Source organism: Grimontia sp. NTOU-MAR1 (assembly GCF_035758505.1).
Taxonomy (GTDB): Bacteria; Pseudomonadota; Gammaproteobacteria; order Enterobacterales; family Vibrionaceae; genus Enterovibrio; species Enterovibrio marinus.
This window is the reverse complement of the sequence record NZ_CP142109.1, coordinates 1,527,421-1,548,873: the sequence shown is the minus strand read 5'-3', so window position 1 is coordinate 1,548,873 and position 21,453 is coordinate 1,527,421. Positions and strand designations below refer to the sequence as shown.

The 21,453-nt window shown below is 47.6% G+C and carries 17 protein-coding genes; 8 read left to right on the top strand and 9 right to left on the bottom strand.

Annotated features, from left to right (window positions below; genetic code table 11):
- Positions 1 to 84: 84 nt before the first annotated feature.
- Complete coding sequence (locus VP504_RS25125; RefSeq protein WP_325894731.1) at positions 85 to 1,053, top strand: DMT family transporter; 969 nt, start codon at positions 85 to 87, stop codon at positions 1,051 to 1,053.
- A 124-nt stretch (positions 1,054 to 1,177) separates the two neighbouring features.
- Here VP504_RS25125 and VP504_RS25120 read toward each other — a convergent pair whose 3' ends face one another.
- The 6 genes from VP504_RS25120 to VP504_RS25095 all read right to left on the bottom strand — a co-directional run bounded on the left by VP504_RS25120 (position 1,178) and on the right by VP504_RS25095 (position 8,109).
- Positions 1,178 to 1,717 (bottom strand): outer membrane beta-barrel protein, encoded by a 540-nt coding sequence (locus VP504_RS25120; protein ID WP_325894730.1) that lies wholly within the window; start codon positions 1,715 to 1,717, stop codon positions 1,178 to 1,180.
- 302 nt (positions 1,718 to 2,019) lie between these two features.
- Positions 2,020 to 3,405 carry an ABC transporter ATP-binding protein gene (locus tag VP504_RS25115; RefSeq protein WP_325894729.1) on the bottom strand — a complete coding sequence of 462 codons (1,386 nt, stop codon included), beginning with the start codon at positions 3,403 to 3,405 and terminating at the stop codon, positions 2,020 to 2,022.
- Positions 3,380 to 4,189, bottom strand: coding sequence for an ABC transporter permease (locus VP504_RS25110; RefSeq protein WP_325894728.1), 810 nt, complete (start codon positions 4,187 to 4,189; stop codon positions 3,380 to 3,382). The genes VP504_RS25115 and VP504_RS25110 overlap by 26 nt, the downstream gene beginning before the upstream one ends.
- Positions 4,186 to 5,121 carry an ABC transporter permease gene (locus tag VP504_RS25105; RefSeq protein WP_325894727.1) on the bottom strand — a complete coding sequence of 312 codons (936 nt, stop codon included), beginning with the start codon at positions 5,119 to 5,121 and terminating at the stop codon, positions 4,186 to 4,188. Before VP504_RS25105 ends, VP504_RS25110 begins: the two co-directional genes overlap by 4 nt.
- 2 nt (positions 5,122 to 5,123) lie before the next feature.
- A complete protein-coding gene (locus VP504_RS25100) occupies positions 5,124 to 6,710 on the bottom strand; it encodes an ABC transporter substrate-binding protein (protein WP_325894726.1) in 1,587 nt (528 codons plus the stop codon).
- 589 nt (positions 6,711 to 7,299) lie between these two features.
- Complete coding sequence (locus tag VP504_RS25095; RefSeq protein ID WP_325894725.1) at positions 7,300 to 8,109, bottom strand: sulfite exporter TauE/SafE family protein; 810 nt, start codon at positions 8,107 to 8,109, stop codon at positions 7,300 to 7,302.
- 247 nt (positions 8,110 to 8,356) lie between these two features.
- Between VP504_RS25095 and VP504_RS25090 the strand changes: the two genes are divergently transcribed.
- Both VP504_RS25090 and VP504_RS25085 read left to right on the top strand, forming a co-directional pair.
- A complete protein-coding gene (locus VP504_RS25090) occupies positions 8,357 to 9,331 on the top strand; it encodes a DUF1852 domain-containing protein (protein ID WP_325894724.1) in 975 nt (324 codons plus the stop codon).
- 45 nt (positions 9,332 to 9,376) lie between these two features.
- On the top strand, positions 9,377 to 10,405 hold the full coding sequence (locus VP504_RS25085; protein ID WP_325894723.1) for a methionine synthase: 1,029 nt from the start codon (positions 9,377 to 9,379) through the stop codon (positions 10,403 to 10,405).
- 78 nt (positions 10,406 to 10,483) lie between these two features.
- On the opposite strand, the gene VP504_RS25080 is transcribed toward VP504_RS25085, so the two are convergent.
- Positions 10,484 to 11,332 carry a hypothetical protein gene (locus tag VP504_RS25080; RefSeq protein ID WP_325894722.1) on the bottom strand — a complete coding sequence of 283 codons (849 nt, stop codon included), beginning with the start codon at positions 11,330 to 11,332 and terminating at the stop codon, positions 10,484 to 10,486.
- A gap of 351 nt (positions 11,333 to 11,683) precedes the next feature.
- On the opposite strand from VP504_RS25080, the gene VP504_RS25075 reads away from it, so the two are divergent.
- Both VP504_RS25075 and katG read left to right on the top strand, forming a co-directional pair.
- Positions 11,684 to 13,729, top strand: coding sequence for a hypothetical protein (locus tag VP504_RS25075; protein ID WP_325894721.1), 2,046 nt, complete (start codon positions 11,684 to 11,686; stop codon positions 13,727 to 13,729).
- Positions 13,730 to 13,963: 234 nt separating this feature from the next.
- Positions 13,964 to 16,141: a catalase/peroxidase HPI gene (gene katG / locus VP504_RS25070; protein WP_325894720.1), complete on the top strand. Its 2,178-nt coding sequence runs from the start codon at positions 13,964 to 13,966 to the stop codon at positions 16,139 to 16,141.
- A gap of 95 nt (positions 16,142 to 16,236) precedes the next feature.
- Here the strand turns inward: katG and VP504_RS25065 are convergent, their stop codons facing one another.
- Positions 16,237 to 17,166 (bottom strand): DMT family transporter, encoded by a 930-nt coding sequence (locus VP504_RS25065; protein ID WP_325894719.1) that lies wholly within the window; start codon positions 17,164 to 17,166, stop codon positions 16,237 to 16,239.
- A 120-nt stretch (positions 17,167 to 17,286) separates the two neighbouring features.
- Between VP504_RS25065 and VP504_RS25060 the strand changes: the two genes are divergently transcribed.
- On the top strand, positions 17,287 to 18,192 hold the full coding sequence (locus VP504_RS25060; RefSeq protein WP_325894718.1) for a LysR family transcriptional regulator: 906 nt from the start codon (positions 17,287 to 17,289) through the stop codon (positions 18,190 to 18,192).
- A gap of 143 nt (positions 18,193 to 18,335) precedes the next feature.
- Here the strand turns inward: VP504_RS25060 and VP504_RS25055 are convergent, their stop codons facing one another.
- A complete protein-coding gene (locus VP504_RS25055; protein WP_251880128.1) occupies positions 18,336 to 19,250 on the bottom strand; it encodes a LysR substrate-binding domain-containing protein in 915 nt (304 codons plus the stop codon).
- 238 nt (positions 19,251 to 19,488) lie between these two features.
- On the opposite strand from VP504_RS25055, the gene VP504_RS25050 reads away from it, so the two are divergent.
- Together VP504_RS25050 and VP504_RS25045 are read left to right on the top strand one after the other, a co-directional pair.
- The gene (locus VP504_RS25050; protein ID WP_325894717.1) at positions 19,489 to 20,445 is read left to right on the top strand and encodes a threonine ammonia-lyase; all 957 of its coding nucleotides are present in this window, start codon (positions 19,489 to 19,491) and stop codon (positions 20,443 to 20,445) included.
- Between the two features lie 13 nt (positions 20,446 to 20,458).
- Complete coding sequence (locus VP504_RS25045) at positions 20,459 to 21,418, top strand: ethanolamine utilization protein EutC (RefSeq protein ID WP_325894716.1); 960 nt, start codon at positions 20,459 to 20,461, stop codon at positions 21,416 to 21,418.
- Positions 21,419 to 21,453: the final 35 nt, after the last annotated feature.

Below are 21,453 nucleotides of genomic sequence, written 5' to 3'. Positions count from 1 at the left end.
GAAATAGGTAAAAGATTGCCAACTAACACTAACTACTGTGCAAGATAATAGCGCTAACCGCTCACTCAAGGTATATGGACGACGATGTCTTCGAGAACCAAGGAAAGAAAGACAAACAAAACAACGGGCTATTTAGCGATGATGGCAACGCTATTGGTTTGGGCAGGTTTTTTCCTCTCGCTGAAAGGTGGCGCGAATTCAGATTTTCTGCCTGCTGATCTGGCACTCATGCGCTTCCTTATTCCTGCACTGTTACTGACTCCTTTTGTCTATCAGGCACGAGAGCAAATTGCAGTTATTCCGGCCAAATATATGCTAGGTATGTTTGTCGGCAGCGGGCTACCGTATCTCCTGGTGGCAAGTAACGCGATGCAATATGTTCCCGTCTCCCACGGAAGTGCGTTGGTGCCAGGGACTTTGCCTTTGTTTGTCACCGCTATTGCTGTGCTCTTTTACCAGCAACCACTAAGCTCACACCGCAAACTTGGACTTGCCGCAATAGCGATAGGCACGGCTCTGTTTCTCGTAAGTAATATCAGCAATTCCGAGGGAGCTTATGATTGGGCACAGTCCAAAGGGCACACTCTCTTTCTTTTGGGCAGTTTTATGTGGGCAATCTTCACCATCAGTGCCCGCGTAGCTAACCTGAATGCACTCGCGTGTTCTGGCGTGTTAGCCATCATGTCTTGCTTGGTTTTGTTTGTGGCCGTCAGTATTGGCTGGTTGCCGAGTGCGCTCCATCAAACACCTCTATCAAGTTGGCCGTGGCAGGAGGTGTTCAGCCATACTTTATTACAAGGCGTCGGGGCGGGGATAGTGTCATCGTGTACCTATCTCTACGCAGTGAAACATCTTGGCGCAGAGCGAAGCGCGGCATTTGGAAGTGCGACACCAGTGATAGCTACTTTACTGGCGGTCCCCATCTTCAGCGAAGTACCGGATGCAGTCACTATGTCTGCACTGGCTTTTGTCTGTATCGGGAGTGTAGTGGCGAGCAATATCTTTATGAGAAATGATGCGTCTTTGAATTATCAACCGCCAATACACAGATAATACGGGTAGTATGGCAACCCCAAGCCTACGAAAAAGCCCGTTAGACTTGATATTGTGTTGTGGATATTGCAAACAAACCAGATCCAGTCAAAGATAACTGGATCTGGCTGCAACACAATGCCATTCAGAAGTTATAGCGTGCGGTGAGCAATACACCCTGAATAGATAGGTCAACATCGTTGAAATCGCCGGTTTGATATCGGTAGCCGATACCAACGTCCAGATCATCAAACATGTAACCTAACTCAAAACCAGCCTGATACGCTAACTCAGTTTGTGAGCGGGAAACCCCGTAGATATCTGTTTGGGCTTTGATGCCGCCGACACCAAGGATAAGTGCACTGTAGAGCATATTGCCTTCTTCCACCCACTTAGGTCTCAGGTTGAAGTAATAGGCTTCACCGTCCATAGAGACATCCTTGGCAAATTCCGCTTTACCGAAGTGTTGGTATTCCACCTCCAGTCCAAGTTCCATGCCCGTTGAAATTTCCAAACCGTATCCTAAAAAACCGCTCAGGCCGAATGCGTTGTTTTCATCCACCTTAAGATCCTTGTATTGCAGCTCTGTATCGTCGTAAACAGAGAGATTGGTGCCTGCATAGAAATAGTTTTCAGCAAAGGAATGGCAGCTAAAAAGGAGTAAAGCAGCAAAGAGTTTTTTCATCAGTAAACCACATGTCATTTGGGAAGAGTGGGAGAGTTCGATGTTATCCAACGGCTAAAAGCGAGTTGCTGAAGTCTCCCTGACTTCATAGAGAATCAGTCAATGAATTTAACATTGGGTGCAAAGATGTCTATTCGAAGCGGGTCTCAATTGTGGATGAATCGAGGATTTTTCATGAATTAAATCAGAGGATTGGAACTTACAGCGCACAAAGGCAGTGGATACCTATTCAATTGTAGAGAAAAGAAACGGGGCGATTAAGCCACGCCCCGTTTGGTTGAAAGAGTCGGAGGTTTGAGTGACTAGCTCATTTTAATCACCGAATCACAGCGCTTTTCGACAAGGTGTTTGTCATGACTCACAAGCAAAAGCGCACACCCTTGTTCCTTTGCCAAAGTGATCAGCACATCAGTGACCTCCATAGCGGTGATAGGGTCGAGTCGCGATGTCGGTTCGTCAGCAAACAAAAACACAGGCTCAAGCAACAACGCGCGCATGATGGAAAAACGCTGCAACTCGCCGCCAGAAACTGAAAGACTGTTCCTTTCGAGCAGTTCCGGTGCGAGGTTTAGCTTATCCATTAACGGCGGGATTTTGGTGCGATCGAGATTGTGCAGCGAAACCAAATCTTCGAGTAAAGTACCTAAGGTGACGCTCGAAGTGACCGCAGAGGGCGGGTCCTGAAACAATTTTTGCCACTGATAAGGTGCCGTGTTTGGCGTCCGTTTGGAGATAGAGCCTTTCACGGCAGGCAGCAAACCCAGTAAGGTATCGCCCAAGGTGCTTTTGCCGCACCCACTGTCGCCTACAACCCCCATCACTTCTCCAGCATGGAGTGTGAAAGACAAATCGTCCGCCAGTGCTTTGCCACCCCGCCCAATTGATAGCGATTCAGCGCTAATCACAGGATCAGTGAAAGGATTTGCATCGGTATGTTTATCCCAATGTAACGGGTCAGCGGCTATCAGTGCTTTGGTGTACTCATGCTGAGGGTTCTCAAGTACCTGAGAGGCCGTGCCTTTTTCCAGTAGCTCACCGCTTCTCATCACCATGATGTCTCCCTGTAACTGGCGGGCAACTTCAATATCATGGGTAATGGTCAGCAGACCTCCACCTTGAGCACTTTCTCTAAGCAAGCGAGTGATATCGTCACGACGGCTGGCATCGAGACCTTTGGTGGGCTCATCAGCCAGAATGAGTTTAGCGCCGCCAGCTTTCGCAGCGACAACGGCTAAACGCTGAGCCATACCGCCTGAAAGTTCGCCCGGCCTCTTCATCGCACTTTCTTTCAATCCGACTGCATCGAGATCTTCAATAGCCATGTTGAAAGCGGCTTCAGGACTATTACCGTGCACACATTCATACACTTCTGAAACCTGTTGATAGCCGCGCATGAGCGGGTCCAGTGACCGCCAAGGCTCTTGTGGCAGCATAATGATTTCCTTTCCCCACAGTGCTTTCAGCGCATCTCCTTCAAGCTGTTGATCCAGAATTTCCACGTCGCCGTGCTGAGAGAGTGTCTCGGGTAAAGTTCCAATAATGGCCTGTGCTAACAGACTTTTTCCTGAACCTGTTTCACCGAGAATCGTTAACGGCCTGTCCTTATACAAGGTTAACGAAACGGGTTGGATCAATAGGTTATCTCCAACCGTTATTGAAAGATCATTCAGTTGAATCAGCGGTTTCACGACCTGCTCCCGTAAGTAGATGAAAACCCAAAACCAGCAGTGCAACGGCAACCAATGGCTGCGCAAGTGCCCAAGGGGAATTGACGGAATAAGGGAATAGCTCGACGCTCATTAAGCCAAGTTCAGCAAGGGGCGGTTGAATACCGACAGCAACGAAGCCGAGCGATGCCATCATGAGAACCGCGTTAGCGCCTCCAAATGCTGCCATGGTCATTACTGAAGGAAGAATGGCTGGCAGGATATGGCGTTTAAACTGATACCACTTCCCAAACCCCATCATGGAGGAAAGTTGTCTTTCAGGGCTACCCACTTGTGCGCGGGTAATGGCGCGGGTGACTCGGTAATACTCAACCCACTGAACCAGCGAGATAGCGAGGTACAGCATCACGAACGAGCCCGGAGCGATAGCAGCCAGCAGCAATACCAGAACCAATCCCGGCAAAGCCAACAGCGTATTGACGATGATATCCAATACTTGCTCCACTTTGCCGCCAGCCCAGGCGGAAAGCACGCCAAGACTGACGCCCAGCACGGAAGCGGTGATGACACACAACACGCTCAGCGAGAAAGACAAACCAATCGCGCTGGCTAATCGAGTCGCCATGTCGCGGCCAAAATGGTCAGTGCCAAGCCAATGCTCACTGCTGGGTGTCATCAAGATTGCTGAGAGATTCTGCTGGTCAATCGAATAGGGTGAGAGTAACTCGGTCAACAGCGAAAAGCCGAACAGGAACAGCAAGATCGAAATACCTGCTTTTTGGCTGACAGATAATGTTTTAATCATTGTTCTTGTCGCCCCCTTGGATCAATCAAATAGCAGGCGATATCAATCAGGCCATTCAACACCACAAACAAAACTCCCATGGTGAGTGCACAGCCCTGAATCACAGGAATATCGCGGGCAAAGATAGCGTGTGCCAAACCGTGCCCGACGCCCGGCCAAGAGAATAGCGATTCAATCATCACTATCCCTTCAATTACAGCGACTAACTGAATGCCGATAAACGCCACTACTGGCACCGCCATATTGCGAACGCCATGGCGCAAAAACGTCTGCGATTCGGTTAAACCTTTAATGCGTGAAAATTGATAGAGGGAAGAACGAAACACCTTGAGTGCGCTGACATGCACGACACGGTTAGATACCGCGGCCAAGCTGATAGCGAGCGTGAGGGCAGGCAAGACTAAATGCTGCCAGGTCCCAAAACCGGCGACTGGAAGAACCGTGAAGTTCATGGCGAAGACCAAAATCAGCACCAAACCCAACACAAAAACAGGCAACGCTTTGGTGAAGGTCGAAAGCCAGACAAGCGTGGTATTGACGGCTCCCCCTTTTTTGGCAGACCAGATACCCAGGGGAATGGCAATCAGCACAGACAGGGAGATGCCTGCCAATGCCAGCAGCAACGAATGCCCCAATTGGTGCGCGACTTCGCCGCTCACAGGTAAACCACTCACCAGAGAGTTCCCAAGATTGAATTGGAGCAAGTCAGTCAGCCAAGTGACGTAACTGCTAAACCAGCTTTGGTCTAGGTTGAGTTCACTGCGTACTAACTCTGCCGCGTTGGAGTCCACGTTATCCTGACCATAACGACTGGCGGCAATGCGATACGCCATGTCACCCGGCAGGCTCCTCATCATAATGAACGTGAGGGTGCCAACCCCCCACGCCACAAGAACAAGCTGGACCAGCCGCTTTTTAATCAGCGAAATCATGATCACTTAATGTCCATTTGATTGATGAAGTAGTCTCGTTCGAACGGGTCGAAACTGAAGTTGGCTACGCGACTGTTGACCGAGGTGTGTTGGCTATAGCTCGCAATCGGCAGCACAGGGTAATCATCATGAATGGCCTTCGCGACTTTCTGACTGAGCATCAGGCTTTTTTCTGCATCCTGCGTTTGCACCAGCTCCGCAATCGCGTCGTCAACGTCGGCGTTTTGCCAGTTCATGGTGCCCCAATCACCGCCACCATTAGAAAAATCGGTGCTGATGATAGGCAGAGGATCTGCGATAAAACCAAAGTTACGTGCAATCAACGCCACTTCCAATGAGCCATCCGTATGACCGGCAGGGATCATACTTGAGTTGGTAATATCTACTTTTAAATCCACACCAAGCTCAGCCCATTGCGCCTGAATGGCAGTGGCGACGGTAGCAAGCTCAGGACGGTCCGCATAAGTGATCAGTGTCAGTCTGAAAGGTTTGCCATCGCGCTCCAGCACGCCGGCTTCGTTTAACTCCCAACCAAGACCTGCAAGTAACGCTTTTGCTTCGCTCAAGTCATATTCTTGATTGGTGACACCATCGAGATACCACTTGGACATCGAGCTAGGAAGCAGTTGCGCGGTTTCAGAACCTTCTGCATAAAGTACGTTCTTTGCAATGCCACTGCGGTCAATCGCCATACTAAGTGCTTTACGTGCTTCGGTTTCTTTCAAGAATGGATGCCCATTGTTGAGCTTCACAAACAGCGTTCGAGGGATGAGGTTACTATGAACGTTAACCTGATCCGCGCCATCAAGTTGCGGGAGCATAGATGGGTCGAGTGTGAAAACAATGTCTGCTTCACCGGATTTCGCTTGCAGGATCCGGCTTTCCGCACGGTGACCTGTCAGATAAGAAGCAAAGGGGATGTTGGCATTATCGCCCCAGTAACCATCAAACTTCTTCACCAATAGCTTGTGCGGTGGTTGGAAGTTAGCCATTTCATAAGGGCCTGTACCATACAGGGTTTCAACCTGACCATCTTCCTTGAAAGAAGCGGGCGCCACGATGGCTGTTGAATAGTTGGTCAGCAATGCAGGAAAGGCGACATAAGGTTCATTCAAGTGGAACACAACCTGATTGTTACCCTGCGCGTCGATGCTTTTGATAGAGGCTTTGCCCAGCGTACCGTGCTTAGCCAAAGATTGGTTTAAGCTGTTTACCACAGCCTTGATATCCATTGGCGTACCATCATGAAATGTCACGCCATCTTTAATGGTGAGCGTCCAATCCAAGCCGTTGTCGCTAACTGCCCATTCTGAAGCTAATCCCGGCGTGATGTTACCGTTTTGGTCGACGTTTAATAGTGTTTCAATTACCTGCATACGGGTGAGAATGTAGCCTTGTTTAGAAGGGTCCAAGCTGGTTATCTCCCAAGGACCACTGATAGATAAGGTGTTGGATTTATCTTGTGTCAGTTCCGTTGTTTTTTGCCCTGAAAACCAGAACGCAGCACCCGCAATAACAACTGCGGCGAGCACGCCCAGTCGAACCATTTTCTTCTTCTTTGCCACATTGGCGTACGAAATTTCAGTCATAACAGTCCCTAACGTATTCCTTAACGTCATAAAAAATTGAGTGATGTATTAGATGTATTAAAAGGAGAGTGCGTTAGGACGCCGGTGGAGAGCGGGTTCTCGGGTGAACATTTGCAGTTCGCAAAGTGGTTTTATTTTCGAATGACCTAACCGGTTGAGGTTCCGGCAAAATCAAAACGTTCGTGTCAGCGTGCAAAACAGCGTGATGAATCGAATCATAGATCGTGCATTGTTGTCCTTCGTGAACGTCTTCATGGTGTTCCAACGCATGAATCACAGAAACCGAGTTCAGTCCAAGCGTCAGGATAAGTAGCAAAAACACCCAAAATTGATTCCTTGTAACACTTTGAAAAGAAAGCACTATGTCGAATTATGTTAAGATGAATTGTTATAATATAACAATTACAAGAGATGTACAGAACCATTAAAAAGGTAATTTATTGATTCAATTATTAGAAATACAATTTAATGTAAATGAGACTCAATTTCAACAAAAAAGGGAGGGTGAGAAAAGAAGCTCAGGTAAGGTGAAGGGAGAAGAGAGAAAAAGGGGAAGATACCGACGATCCTTCCCCCTAAATTATTGCGCTTAACGTAAAGCCATGTTTGCCGCCATCGCCAGCAAAAGCAGCGCGAAGACTTTCTTGATCGTGGCAACAGGCAAGGTTTGGGTCGCTTTCGCGCCTAATGGAGCAGTGAACCAAGACGTACAGACGATACCCAGCAACGCAGGTAAGTACACAAATCCAGCGAATCCATCGCTCAATGCAAAATGGGCGCTACCAGATGTGATGTAACCTACCGATCCAAACAAAGCGATAACGATGCCACAGGCTGATGCACAACCAATCGCTTTCTTCATATCGATAGAAAAGAAGCTCAACATAGGCACCAGCAGGGCACCGCCGCCGATACCAATCATGGCAGATAGGCCACCGACAATCGTGGTGAAGAAAGTCAGTAGGCCTTTGTTTGGCAGTTTACGCTCGGCTTCATCATCGCTCTTGCCGCTGAAAATCATCTTCAATGCAATGAGCGCCACACTCACCGCAAACACCATGCGAACGATTTGCTCAGGTAACAAAGCGGCGAGAAAACCGCTGATAAGTGCGCCAAGCGCCACGCCAGTCATGATCCAAGGGGCCAAATCCCAAGGAACATTACCGTTTTTATGATGAGCGATAGCCGAAGAAGTAGAAGTAAAGAGTATCGAGGCTAATGAAGTCGCGATGGCCGCAACGACGACCTGCTTTGCGGGCAATACATCAAAGTGAAGCAAAATCACGCTGAGAATTGGCACAATGACCAATCCGCCACCAATACCCAGCAATCCCGCTAGAAAACCTACGCCACTTCCGAGCAGCGCACAATATATAAACAATAAAAGCAATTCACTCATCCATTTTATCTCTGCTTATTTTCAAGAGGCTGAAATCCTACACGAACAAATAAAAATAGATCATGAAGATTTCTCATGATGAAGGTGAAGGAAAAGAGTTTTCATTCAATCGGCGAGGCACGTATAAATTTAATTATGCAAGTATCGCTGCAAAGCAGCGAGTACGACTGAACGGGCAAAACTATAGAAAATTAAACCCGGGAAGACTAAGGAATTAAGTCAGATTTAGATCAGGAACCCGCTCACCATGAATAAGAATTTTACGTTCGCGATTAACAGTATTAGTTTTGATGAAAACTATCAGCCAAAAGACAATACCCGGATTACCACTAACTTCGCCAATTTGGCGCGGGGTGATAGCCGTCAGAGTAATTTGCGTAACGCGCTGAGAATGATTGATAACAGCTTTAACTCTCTCGCAAATTGGGATAACCCAAAAGGCGATCGTTATTCTCTGGAATTAGAAATTATTTCTGTTGATATGGATATCGAAGGCAGTGGTGAGGCATTCCCGTCGATTGAGATTCTGAAAACCAACATTCTTGACCGCCAGACCAATGAGCGCATTGAGGGTATTGTGGGTAACAACTTCTCATCTTACGTGCGTGATTATGATTTCAGTGTCCTACTGCTTGATCACAATAAGGACCAGCCTAAATTCAGCATTCCAGATAACTTTGGTGAGCTACATGGCAAGTTGTTCAAGCACTTTGTGAACTCAGAGGCTTACAAGCAAAACTTCAAGAAGCCACCAGTGATCTGTTTGAGCGTGTCAGACAACAAAGTCTACAGTCAGACAGAAAACCAACATCCGGTGTTGGGTGTCGAGTATCAGCCAAATGAGTCTTCACTTACTGAGCAATACTTCAAGAAAATGGGCCTTCAGGTTCGCTACTTTATGCCGCCAAACAGCGTTGCACCTTTAGCTTTCTATTTCTTTGGCGATTTGCTGAATGATTACACCAACCTTGAGTTAATCAGCACAATTAGCACCATGGAAACATTTCAGAAAATCTATCGCCCTGAAATTTACAATGCCAATGCAGTGGCCGGAAAACGTTATCAGCCAAACTTGAAAAATGCTGACCACTCTTTAACGCAAATTGTATATGACCGTGAAGAGCGCAGCCGATTAGCGATTGAACAAGGTAAGTTTGCAGAAGAAAACTTCATCAAGCCTTACCAAAATGTTCTGGAGCAATGGTCTGCGAATTACGCCTAATTACGATCAAACAATAACGAATAAAGAGAAAAGACAGTATTTATTATGAAAACACTATTACCGACTTCAACAGCAGGAAGCTTACCGAAACCTTCGTGGTTGGCAGAACCAGAAAAATTATGGTCACCATGGAAATTAGAAGGTGATGCATTAATTGATGGCAAACAAGACGCGCTTCGTGTGGCATTGCAGGAACAACAAGTCGCAGGCGTAGATATTGTCAGCGATGGCGAACAAACACGACAGCATTTCGTCACGACATTTATTGAACATTTAAATGGCGTTGATTTTGAAAAGCGCGAAACCGTGACAATACGAAACCGCTATGAAGCGAGTGTACCTTCTGTGGTTGGACCTGTTTCCCGTCCAAAGTCTGTGTTTGTAGAAGACGCCAAGTTCCTGCGTAAGCAAACCGACAGGCCAATCAAATGGGCGCTACCCGGTCCTATGACCATGATCGATACCCTTTACGATGGCTACTACCAAGATCGCGAAAAGCTCGCGTGGGAATTTGCGAAAATCCTGAACCAGGAAGCGAAAGAGTTGGAAGCCGCCGGCGTGGATATCATCCAATTCGATGAGCCTGCATTTAATGTCTTCTTTGATGAAGTGAACGAGTGGGGCATTGCCACGCTGGAACGCGCCATCGAAGGGCTGAAATGTGAAACCGCTGTTCACATCTGTTATGGCTACGGCATTAAAGCCAACACCGACTGGAAAAAGACGCTGGGTTCAGAGTGGCGACAGTACGAAGAAGTCTTTCCAAAGCTGCAGCAATCCAACATCGATATTATCTCGCTGGAATGTCATAACTCCCGCGTGCCAATCGAGCTGTTATCGCTTATCCGCGGTAAAAAAGTCATGGTAGGTGCCATTGATGTGGCGACAAATACCATCGAAACACCGGAAGAGGTGGCCGACACGCTGCGCGAAGCGCTGAAATATGTTGATGCCGACAAACTCTACCCATGCACCAACTGTGGTATGGCACCGCTTTCCCGCGAAGTGGCGACGGCCAAGCTCTTCGCGCTGAGTGCGGGAACTGAAATTGTGCGAAAGGAACTTTCAGCCTAACGTCAAAATAGGCAGAGAAAGTTAGAGAGTGGCACACTAATCCAGAGAGCCAGGTATAGAATTTATGGCTCTCTATATTTACCAAATCTCATGTGTGTTTAGTTTTTTCTTTACAGGGTCAAAGTACTGCTTTAGCTCCTCAGGAAACGGGCCAGTGCCTAGCACGTTCTCATTTTTCTTATAATAATCTGATATATTGATTTCGTATAATGTTCCCCAGTCTAAAGGCTTATCAGTATTCATGAAATCTAATATTGTTGCCCAAATATTACTATAACTTCTAGATTCAAGGTATATGATGTCGATATAAAATCCAGGTGTAAATAAATAAAGGCGTTTTGGTATCTTACGACACCGAATTTTATACACATCTATATTCCCACCACCACGACCACCAGCATGTCCAGAACGAGTATATAAGTCCAGATCTTCTGGGGGTATATAAAATGGGCGCCTAAAAAAGCCACGAGGCGTGAGTGCAAGTCCTAAGTGTCTGTCAAATTGGAAATAACGGAATTGTTTCCTATAAACGTAGATATAAATACTTAAAGCCGTAGCTAAAGCAAGCGAAATTAGTGCATATTGATAATATTCAAAGATAATTAAAGGGGCAAGAATTGCAAATAAATAATAAAAAAAGAAGAGAATGACGAAAAGCCTAAAGGATGAAGACTTCATTAATGCAATTTTACCATCAGATTTACAGTTATTGAAGGCCCAGTTATCGCGGTATTTGGCTATTCGAGGAATAGGTTCACCCCATCTTTTACTCTTAAATTCTGATGCGTCACGGAACTTACATCTATTCAGGTTTTCGGCTTTTTTTAATCGTTGCTCATATGTTTCATTGTGTAGATATGGAATGTGTTCCTTCTCCTGAAGAAAAAAACTATCATCCACTTCCTCTATCTGATTGTTTTTCTTCAAACTCTCATTCCTTCGAGTATTCTATAAATATAAATGTTCGTTTTTTACTTTATACCCAAACAACCTGAATCCTGCAACTTCGGATTTTTGGGTATAAGGATAAATATCGTTTGGCTATATATAGCCAGATGTAACCTGTGGAGTTATCTATCTTTCTCCTTTTTGAGAACTTAGCGAGTCTTTCCTTACGCCTTTCTAAAAATCACCCAAATGGGTGAGGCCTTGCTCTATTGCATTCCCTAAAGTCACTTTTTATCTGCCTTGGCATATCCCTTCTAAAGGAAAAAACCTTCAGAAGTTACGTTGTATATAGCCGGGCACAAACCGTAAAATGACGTATAAGGATGTTCCATGACAAGTAGTAAAGTCTATTTTTCACGATATTGTCGGCACCTGTTTGTGCCGTTACTTTTTCTCGGACTGGTAGCGTGTTCAGATAACAATTCCTCGTCCTCTGCCCCACCTTCCTCAACTTCAACGTCGCTATCAGGTTTGGTTTCCGCCCCTAGCAATAACCTGGTAAATTTTCGCAAACCCACTTTGTTTGATGTTGTTTTCCCTCCGGCTTATGCAGCAGTTGTGGGACTGGTGCCTGTAAACAACGGGGAAGTTGAGCTTATCCGGGTCGATGATGATGGTAATCAGATTGGGGAGGTGATCACCACAGCACAAATATCCCGAACCGGAAGGTATGACCTTAGTTTACCTTCGGGTGTCAGTTTGGCGGGTAACTTGGTGGTTCGTGTGCGCGGTCAACAAGTAGAGATGAATGCAATCGCCATTGAGCAGAAAGTCGATATTAATCCTATCAGTCATTATATTTTTCAAAATTTGGTCGATTCTGATTTAGTCATTTCGGACCTTGCTGAGAATCAGGTGGTTTCATTGCGTGGCGTCATAGATGAATTAGATCTCACAGCAGGTGACAATTTAGCGGAAACATTGGCTGCGCTTGATGAAGTGGCGGGATTTAGAATCGATCAAGAAATTTCGGTGTTGGCGAAGGCGCCAGGAGATGCCTCACTTTTCGATGGTTCATGGCGATACAGTATTTTTGATGTGTCCTTACATGATACTGATGATGGCACAGGCGGCACATTTTCAACGTCCATGGAAATCGGCCATCTTTCGATAGCATCACCCGACGCTGACTCCCTTTCGATCACTGTCGAAGCATTTGAAGATAATTTCGGACTTATTAGTCAATACAATAGTGGGCAAGGTATTGTTTCATCGTTATTTACCGAAACCGAAACGTCGAATAATCCGGAAACCCCTGAAGTATTAGATGTCAATGTTACCGCCGACGGTACACTGATTGAAAGGCTCGGTTTCGATGAACACTTTGGCTACGATCAGGGAGATGGACCAGTGTTTGGGTTTCGAACGCTGCCTGCTACGTTTGTGTTGGAGCCTGGTGGCAGTGATGATGTGAAGTTGGGGATCAATCAAGAAGTGACGCTTCGCTTTCTCACCGTCGATACCAATAATGATGGCAAATTTGACGCTGTGGATCCAAATCAAAAAGTTGGCGACGAGCCGAGCATGGCTTTTGACCTGATGGTGAAGTCCGGTACCAACATGACAAACGACATACTTGATGGGAATGTGGGTATTGTTGGCTTAGAACTTCTTTTGGATTCAACCACTTCAACAACCGAAGTCATTACTGAATCAAGAGTTCTTGGGTTTGATGGTGCAGGCAACTTCGACACTGTTGCAAGTTCGGCTTTCAGCTCTGAAATGAAGAGCACGCCAATGTCAGTCACGTTTAATGACTCTCCAACGATTGGCAATTTCTCTGGTACCTACAATGTGGGAGAAACTGGAGATTTAAACCTCACCTCTGACGGAAACACCTTGGTCGGATTTTCGTCTGCGTCAGGTGACTTGTTGACGTTCGCCACCGTCGAGCAAAATGAAAATCAAGGACAAATTGTTGAGTATGTACAGTTGATGGCATTAGGGCTGAGCCTTGGTGATACACCGCCTTCGATAGCTGGCGCGACTTATAAGCTTTATCCGCTGGAGATAGGATTTGGGAGTGGTGGCGGAACAGAAGTTCTCACGTTTGCAAATCCGGGGACACTGACTATCGGTAGTTCAGGTAATGAAGGGACGTTAGCGGGAAAAACTCTGGGTATGTTAAGAAACAGCACCTTGGAACAAGTAAGGCCTGTCAATGAAGAGACCGAGTCAGTACAAGTTTCAGTGGATGTAACGGCTAATAGTGTTGTATCGATCGAGCAAAATGACGGAAGTTTCTCGCTTGAGCTTGATGGATATGTCTCTGGAGACGGTTCAAGAATGTTGTTGTCTTTAAAAGCACTGTCAGACGAAGGAACGCAAGACGCTTATTATGGGTTAGGGTTCGTATTGGCGGTTAAAGAGCCTTAACGGAAAGTTTCTACTTAACAATTTGTTGGGCGCCGGATAGCGCCCTTTTGGGTCCCATTCTCAACTCTCATTTCAAGAAAAGGCAGCAAAAATTAACATAGATCAAGCTTATTGCAGATATAGATAAAAGCAATTGTTCTCATTATCAGCGAAGCAGTATTTTATGCGCCTTTGCAGAGATAGGCTGCACAAAAAACCTTTCGTTCGCTTGGATTAAAAACAATAGGCTTGATTATGGATAATAAAAACAATGCATCGGGCAAGTGCCCAGTCGTACATGGCGCAATGACAAACGCGGGCAATTCGAACGTTGCTTGGTGGCCAAAGGCGCTGAACTTGGACATCCTCCATCAACACGACAACAAATCTAACCCTCTCGGTGAAGACTTCGATTACCGCGAAGCACTCAAATCCCTCGACGTTGAAGCGCTGAAAAATGACCTCAAAGCGTTGATGACAGACAGCCAGGAATGGTGGCCAGCAGACTGGGGTCACTACGGCGGTTTGATGATCCGTATGGCATGGCACTCAGCGGGTTCTTACCGCATCGGCGACGGCCGTGGTGGTGCAGGTACCGGCAATATGCGTTTTGCGCCACTGAACTCATGGCCAGACAACGCCAATCTTGATAAGGCCCGTCGCTTGCTGTGGCCAATCAAACAAAAATACGGCAACAAAATCAGCTGGGCCGACCTGATAATTCTGGCAGGTAACATGGCGTATGAATCCATGGGTCTGAAAACCTTCGGTTTCGCGTTTGGCCGTGAAGATATCTGGCATCCAGAAAAAGACACCTACTGGGGCTCAGAGCAAGAGTGGCTGGCACCAAGTGGTGGTGAAAACGGTCGCTACGCAGCAGAAGGCGAACGCGCTCTGGAAAACCTACTGGCAGCAGTGATGATGGGCCTGATCTACGTCAACCCAGAGGGTGTAGACGGCAACCCAGACCCACTGAAAACTGCGCAGGACATGCGTGTCACGTTTGCTCGTATGGGCATGAACGATGAAGAAACTGTTGCACTGACTGCAGGTGGTCATACTGTGGGTAAAGCGCACGGTAACGGCGACGCAGCAAACCTGGGCCCAGCACCAGAAGGCGCAGACATTCACGAGCAAGGTTTCGGCTGGCAGAATCACACCACCCGTAGCGTGGGTCGCGATACCGTGACCAGTGGTATTGAAGGCGCTTGGACCACTAACCCAACTCAGTGGGATAACGGCTTCTTCGACATGCTGCTAAACCACGATTGGGAACTGACCAAGAGCCCAGCGGGTGCATGGCAGTGGGAGCCTGTCGACATCAAAGAAGAAAACAAGCCAGCCGACGTGGAAGACCCAAGCATTCGTCACAACCCAATTATGACAGATGCGGATATGGCACTGAAAGTCGACCCGGATTACCGCGAGATTTCAGTGAAGTTCTACAAAGATCCTGCGTATTTCTCAGACGTATTCGCACGTGCTTGGTTCAAACTGACGCACCGCGATTTGGGCCCTAAATCTCGCTATGTAGGTCCAGAAGTACCGGCAGAAGACCTGATTTGGCAAGACCCAATCCCAGCAGGCAAAGCGGATTACGACGTTGCTGCTGTGAAAGCGAAAATCGCAGAAAGCGGCCTGTCTATCAGCGAAATGGTTTCTACAGCATGGGATAGTGCGCGTACTTTCCGTGGTTCTGACAACCGTGGTGGTGCAAACGGTGCACGTATCCGCCTTGCGCCTCAGAAAGACTGGCAGGGCAACGAACCTGAGCGTCTGGCGAAAGTACTGTCTGTGCTTGAGCCAATTGCGAACGAGTTCGGTATCAGCGTCGCTGATGTGATTGTTCTAGCCGGTAACCTGGGTATTGAACAGGCAGCAAAAGCCGCAGGCTTTGAGCTGGAAGTACCATTCGCAGTTGGCCGTGGTGATGCAACAGAAGAGCAAACTGATGTTGATTCATTTGCTGTACTGGAGCCACTGGCAGATGGCTTCCGTAACTGGCAGAAACAGCACTATGCGGTTGCACCAGAAGAAATGCTGCTGGATCGCGCTCAACTGCTGGGCCTCACCGCACCAGAGATGACAGTGCTGCTGGGTGGTATGCGTGTTCTGGGTACCAACTACGGTGACTCTGTACATGGCGTATTCACGGATCGCGTTGGCACCCTGAGCAACGATTTCTTCGTGACACTGACCGACATGAACTATGCGTGGAAACCAACGGGCCGTAACTCTTACGACATCGTTTCACGTAAGAGCGGTGAAGTGAAATACACCGCGAGCCCTGTTGACCTTGTGTTCGGTTCAAACTCTATCTTGCGTGCATATGCAGAAATCTACGCGCAGGACGACAGCAAAGAGAAATTCGTGAAGGACTTCGTTGCTGTATGGACCAAAGTGATGAACGCAGACCGTTTCGACATCGCTTAATAACCACAGTGATTTAGAATGACAACAGACAATACCGCTCCCAGTGAGCGGTATTTTTTTATCTAAAAGGGGGAGGGAACTCCGGCGTAAAAAAATCATATAGATCGCTTTTCTATGCGAGGCTGGATAAACGCAGTGCCATCTTCATTTTCACTTTCATCCATATCCTTGCCGTCATCCCTTGGCGTTGGCATTCCCTCGTAGCGAATCAATCCAGCGAGCAAAATCAGCATAGCCGCCATTATGTCATTCATGCTCAACGCATCACCCAGAAAGAACCACGCTAACCCTAACGCAAACACCACTTCACAGCTGCTGACCATGGTGGTTTTCTCCATATCCGCTAATTGAGCACCGCGTGAAAACAAATACTGGGGCAGGGCAGCTGAAAGTACACCGAGTGCAAACACCAGTCCAAGCTGTTCAAGCGTGGAGGGCAACGAAAACACCTGCTGACTGAAGAGCGTGATTGGGACGAGAACGACGACATTCCCCAACAAAGCCGCAAACATTCGGGTGGCAGCATCGTGGTTTTTCTCTGGCAGAGAAAACATATTGATCACCACAGCAAACGCCGCCGGTGCTGCAAGGCAAACCAGAAAGTCTAACCAGGAAGCGTTGAAGCCCTGAGAATCTTGCATAATACCGACGGCGATAGCGATCAGCATCGCCGCGATCATCCGGTTGCGGCTCATGGTTTTATGGAAGCAAAGCCATCCCAGCAAAATCGCGAACATGGGGTAGCCGTAATAGGTCAAAATTACCGTGTTGGGTTCTAGCTTGGTCAGGCTAGTTATAAAAGCCAGCATGCCGATAGCCGAAAGCCCACCTACGGCGGTAAAGCGCAGAAATTCACCATCCAACACAGGGCGTTTTTTCATTAAAAGCAACATGAGCAGCATTGGGATAGTAAAGCGGTACAGAGTAATAGAATCCGCTGAGAAACCTTGACTCAATAACAACTGCGCCAGCAATGGATTAGAGCTGAATCCGAAAGCGGCTGCCAGTACCATCCAAATACCCATGATATGTCTTCCTCCTTCTTTCAAAGAACTGCGCTTTTAAACAACCACGGGAGAATACTAGTCGTTATGATGTAGAATTATTAATGAATAAATCTATCAATACATAAAAAGGATACATGTATGAGGCTGGAGATCCGTCACTGGCAGTTGCTTGATGCGATTGGAAAGTACGGCGGCTTAGGCGCGGCGGCTGACGTTCTCGGCGTAACACAACCCGCCATGAGTCATCGGCTTGCAGAAGCCGAGCGTCGATTAGGCAGCGCGATTTTTGAGCGGGACGGACGAAAACTCAAGCCGACACCCGCCGGGCAAGTGCTGATCCAAACCGCCGCCTCGATTTTGCCAGAGTTATCTAGGGCAGAAGACGAATTTGAACGTACCGCGGCTGATGCCAGTCATTTAGTGCGGATTGGGATTGCAGAATACTCTGCGTACCACTGGGTGCCGGGGTTTCTAAAATCGCTCGCATTCAGCAGGGAAAAGCTGCAAATCGATTTTGTAGCGGCAGCAACACGAGATGCCGAAGCCACCCTGATAACTGGGAAAACTGACATCATCATTTCTCCGGCGCGCTCAGAGAACCCCGCTTTGAATTGCAAACCCCTGATGGAAGATGAACTGGTGCTGGTGACACATCCTGGTCACCGTCTGACTTCCAAACCTTGGATAGAAGCGCAGGATCTGATGGATGTGGATTATCTCACCTACAGTCTGGATGCGCTTCCTGGCTTTGAATACGAGCGCTTTATCCGCCCATCCGGTATTCGTATTCCACACATGCAAGTAGTGGAGATGACTGATGCGATCGTAGAAATGATTGCTGTCGATTTAGGCGTGAGCATTCTTTCCCGCTGGGCGCTGAAGCGTTCGATAAAACAAGCGCTGGTAGCAGCGGTACCAGTTACCAAACAAGGCCTCCCGTTAACCTGGTACATCATCAGCCGAAAATCAGACAGCAAAAACGAAGCCATCAAGACCACGGCTGAATCCTTGGAGCAATGGTTTTCGTTGAACGAGTCGAGTTAGGTCTTTAGGCCAATTGTTTAATTATATCGGGCAGCGTTTGTGGGGGGACTTTCTCCTTCGTTATCGGCTTCTCATGTATGTCAGCTAAACATCGAAGCCTCTGCCTTGTATAAAGTCCCCAGAAACTGCTGCAAAAATCATCATCAAAGGTCAACAGACCTTAGGACCAACTCTGGAAAATCTTCTGGAAGCGCGGTCATTAACCAGTTTTGAAAGGTTTCAGCCTCTACAGACAGCGGGCGCTTTTTGGGGTGTACAATGAAGTAACGAAACGCAGTAAAAGTCGGCATTTCAAACAAGCAATGCAGCTTGGATGAGGTGAGATAAGGCAGAGCCAAGGTATGTTTAGTTACCGCAACACCTTGACCCGAAATCGCCGCCTCCAGTACAAAGATAGCGTCATGAACATCTATTTTTGATGCCAACTTACTAATATTCTGGGTTTTATCATCGGTAAATCGCTGGATCGCCTGGTTAACATCTTCAATATCCTTGGCATGATAGCCTAACCAGGGCAGCGAGAGCGCATACTCTGAGAGATTTATCCCTTCACCTTCTGCTAACAATGAAGGTGCAACTACAATGACAATTTTGTCATGAAGAATTGGCGTTGTTGTCATTCCAGGGTAATTGCCAAGGCCAAATCTCAAAGAGAGATCCACCTCGGTGTTGGTTTCATTCGTGGGAATGTTGCTTGAGTGAACTCTAACCCGTATCTCAGGGTGAAATTTCTTGAAATCTGGAAGCCTGTGGATCAACCACTTTGCCATTGAAGGAATCACTGAAATGGTCACCAGCTTTTCACGGTTTAAGGTTTCAAGCGCGTCGAGCCCTTCGGTAAAACAGACCATTCCGTTGTCAATGAAAGGGTAGAACAGCGCTCCCTTTTCGGTAAGTTTGATGGTTCTGCCAACCCGCTCGATCAGTTGCACCTGTAACCTTTCTTCAAGGTTTTTTATTTGCTGGCTAACCGCGGACTCGCTGATGTGAAGTGTTTTAGCCGCCTGCTGAATACTTTGGTATTTCCCTACTGCTGCGAATACGCGCAGTGCGTTCATTGATGGAAAGCTAGGCATCGTTATCGGCAGTGTCCTTACATTAGGTTTTGTTTCATTTCGTCCTCACATTTAAGTTTTTCTAAAGTGTTTGTGCAAGAAACCCTGATTGTTTTCGTGCTTTTGGTCTCTAGACTTTCAAGGGTAAGGACGATTGGAAAGCGCATCGAGAATGATGCGGAATATACCCAAATAATCCAAAGGTGCGGATTTAGCGCCGGTACAAACAAGGAGACGGAAAGTGAATCACCAGATGTTGATGGATGCGAAACGAAACATCGCACCTTATATGGGCGCAACACCCATGCTGTCTTCGCCTTTGCTCGACAAACAACTCAAAGGAAAGGCTTTGATTAAGGCGGACAGTTTGTGTCCGACAGGCGCCTTTAAACTGCGCGGCGCGATCAATGCGGTTTGCTGTTTGACCAACGAGCAGAAAAAAGCTGGTGTGGTTGCGTTCTCAACAGGTAATCACGCGCAGGCTGTGGCTTATGCGGGACAGCTATTTGGGGTGAAAAGTGTGGTCATTATGCCGAAGACAGCTAACGCGATAAAAATTGAAAACACACGCTTGCTGGGTGCCGACGTTGTGCTGTTTGACCCGGAAAATGAAACCAGAGAGGCTTTGGCTGAGAAGTATCAGAAAGAGTACGGAATGACGCTGATTCGGCCTTATGACCACCCAGAGGTCATTGCCGGTCAGGGGACAAGCGGGCTTGAGATGGTCGACTATTGCCTCCTTCATCAAATCTCTCCGGACTATTGTTACGTTCCCGCTTCTGGCGGCGGCTACATTGCGGGTGTTTCGATTGCCATCTCCAAGTCATTTCCGCAGTGTGAAATTGTTGGCGTTGAGTCTGAGGTTTCGCGACCCTGGTACAACTCCATGCTCAATGGGGAGCGGACACATGCGGCACAGCAGCGCCCTTCAATATGTGATGCTATTTTGCCGCCACACCCAATGCCTGGTGAGCTGACATGGCCGATTGTTAAGGGCAGTGTGAGCCGATTTGTAGCCGTGTCCGACGAAGAGGTGCTCACCTCAATGAAAATACTCCAATCTTATCTGGGGCTTGCTACCGAGCCTTGTGGCGCGATCACACTTGCTGCGGCCTTGGTTGATGATCAAAGGCTAGAAGGCAAAAGTGTCATCTGCGCTGTGAGTGGCCGAAACCGCGATTTTTCCGTGAACCTCTGAAGGCGACAGAAATATGGTTGTATTGAATGAACAAGAAATCCGTGATGCCGTTGTTCTGACGAGCGCAGTCGTCTATGAAATGGGGGCGGCTTTTCAGTCGGGGGAGGCCAGTTTTTCCTGTCAGCCTCGGGTCCAACAGATGATGCTGGAGCCATTAAATGGGCTGCTATGTGTAAAATCGTTTTACTCGGCGGATCAAACCTATTTCGTTGTCAAAATGGCAGGAAATTATCGGCTAGACGGAGGCGGTGTCTCCCAAACTCATGGCATGAATGCGCTATATCATTCGAAGTCAGGCCAGTTACATGCTGTGCTTGCTGATAATGGGTATCTTACTCAAATTCGCACTGCGGCTGCGGGCGGGTATGCCGTTGATCTACTGGCACCGGAAAACATCGATGTCGCAGTGATTGTGGGTACTGGAAGGCAGGCGAGAATGCAGCTTTCTGCCTTGCTACTGGTGAGACGCCCGAGTGAAATTCGATGTTTTGGCAGAAGTGCAGCAGGTCTCAAAGGTTTTGCTGACTGGGCAAACGAAACTCACCACATAGACATCCAGTGTTACGGCGATGAAAGCGCAGCATTAGCAGAAGCAGATTTGGTGATCACTGCAACGACCAGTCGCACGCCGGTCCTCCACAGAAAGGTTGTTCTCGGGGAAGGTAAACAGCGCGATCGACTGATTATCGCCATGGGGTCTGACAGTAAGGAAAAACGAGAACTTGAAGAGGCCTTAGTGTTGGAAAGTGATCGTTGGATATGCGATGACATCAGTCAGTCTTTGACTTTGGGTGAGCTAAAAGGCATATCAGAACAGGAGATAGATGAGGTCATCAAGCCTATCTCACTGGAAAAGGTTGGCCGTGGTGCGGTAAAGGGACTGACAATCTGCGATTTAACCGGTGTCGCCAAATTAGACTTAGCGATCTCGGAATATTGTCTGGCAAGAGTCTCCGAATCGGCATTGGCTTAACAGGCGTGGCTGAAGATTCTCCATTGCTGAAAACA